Here is a 1,694-nt window from a genome sequence, read left to right as displayed (position 1 = left end):
GGTGAAGAGGGCGGCGAAGGGGGCGGAGCGGCCCCGGGAGGGCGGCGCGCGATCGTCCGCGCACTGCCCTCCCAAAAGCGCCCGGGTCAGGGAGCGGGAACGGTCTCCGCCGCCCGTTCCGCCTGTTGGGCGGCGCGGGTTCCCTTGAGCAGGATCACCAGCGTCGCGGTCACGGCGGTGCCCGCCGCGATGGCCACCAGGTACAGGAAGGGGTTGCCGATCAGCGGCACCACGAAGATCCCGCCGTGCGGCGCCCGCAGGGTGTTGCCGAACGCCATCGCCAGGGCTCCGGCCACGGCACCACCGGCCATCGACGAGGGGATGACCCGCAGCGGGTCGGCGGCGGCGAAGGGAATGGCTCCCTCGGTGATGAAGGACGCGCCCAGGACCCATGCCGCCTTGCCGTTCTCCCGCTCGGCACGGGTGAACAGCCGGCGGCGCACCACCGTGGCCAGCGCCATGCCCAGCGGCGGCACCATGCCGGCCGCCATGACGGCCGCCATGATCTGCAGGTTGGCCTCGCTCGGATTGGAGACCGCGATGCCGCCGATCGCGAAGGCGTAGGCGACCTTGTTGACCGGTCCGCCCAGGTCGAAGCACATCATCAGACCGAGCACGATGCCCAGCAACACGGCGTTCGCCCCGGAGAGTCCGGACAGCCAGTCGGTCAGGCCCTCCTGCGCGGCGGCGATCGGCTGGCCGATCACCACGAACATCAGGAAACCGACGATCGCCGAGGACAGGAGGGGGATGACCACCACGGGCATGATGCCGCGCAGCACGTCCGGCACCCTGAAGCGCTGGATGCCCAACACCACACCACCGGCGACCAGACCCGCGACCAGGCCGCCGAGGAAGCCGGCCTCGATGGTGACGGAGATGGCGCCGCCGACGAAACCGGGCACCAATCCCGGTCGGTCCGCCATGCCGTAGGCGATGTATCCGGCCAGGACCGGGATGAGGAATCCGAAGGCCGCACCGCCGACCTGGAACATCAGCGCGGCCCAGCTCTGAGTGTCGGTCCAGGTGAACTGATCGATCACCGAGGGCGCGTCGGTGATCTCGTAACCGCCCAGCGCGAAGGCCAGAGCGATCAGCAGACCACCGGCGGCGACGAAGGGGACCATGTAACTCACACCGGACATCAACCAGGTGCGCAGCCGGATCCCGAAGTGGTCCCCGGCTCCGGAGCCGACGGACATCGGCGGGCCGTCCCCGGCGTCGCCACCGGAGGCGGGCAGCGGGGAGGTGCGCTCCCCGCGTTCGGCCTTCGCCCGGGCCTCGGCGATGAGTTCGGCGGGGCGGTTGATGGCGGCCTTGACGCCGGTGTCGACGACCGGCTTGCCGGCGAACCGCTCCTTCTCCCGGACGTCGATGTCGTGGGCGAGGATCACCGCGTCGGCGGCGGCCACCACGGCCGGATCCAGACGCTTGAAGCCCGCCGATCCCTGGGTTTCGACGACCAGGTCGATCCCGTCGGCGCGGGCGGCCTGCTCGAGCGACTCGGCGGCCATGTAGGTGTGGGCGATGCCGGTGGGGCAGGAGGTCACGGCCACCACCCGGAAGGGGCGGTCCCCCTGCGGGGTGGGCCCCGGTTGCACCGGGAACTCCCCGGGCGGGGCCGGAACCCCGTCCGCCTCCAAGCCCTCCTCGGCACCGGAGGCGGTGTCGGGTCCGGAGGCGGGGGCCGTGAC

At 71.8% G+C, this 1,694-nt stretch carries 1 protein-coding gene; it reads right to left on the bottom strand.

Annotated features, from left to right (window positions below):
- Positions 1–86: 86 nt before the first annotated feature.
- Positions 87–1,694 (bottom strand): PTS fructose transporter subunit IIC (locus FNQ90_RS22230; RefSeq protein ID WP_182607979.1); only part of this gene is annotated, 1,608 nt, incomplete at its 5' end.

Origin of the sequence: Streptomyces alkaliphilus (assembly GCF_014141535.1) — a bacterium.
In the GTDB taxonomy this organism is placed as follows: Bacteria; Actinomycetota; Actinomycetes; order Streptomycetales; family Streptomycetaceae; genus Streptomyces; species Streptomyces alkaliphilus.
Note: the sequence above shows the minus strand (reverse complement) of the source record. Positions and strands in the feature narration are given on the sequence as shown.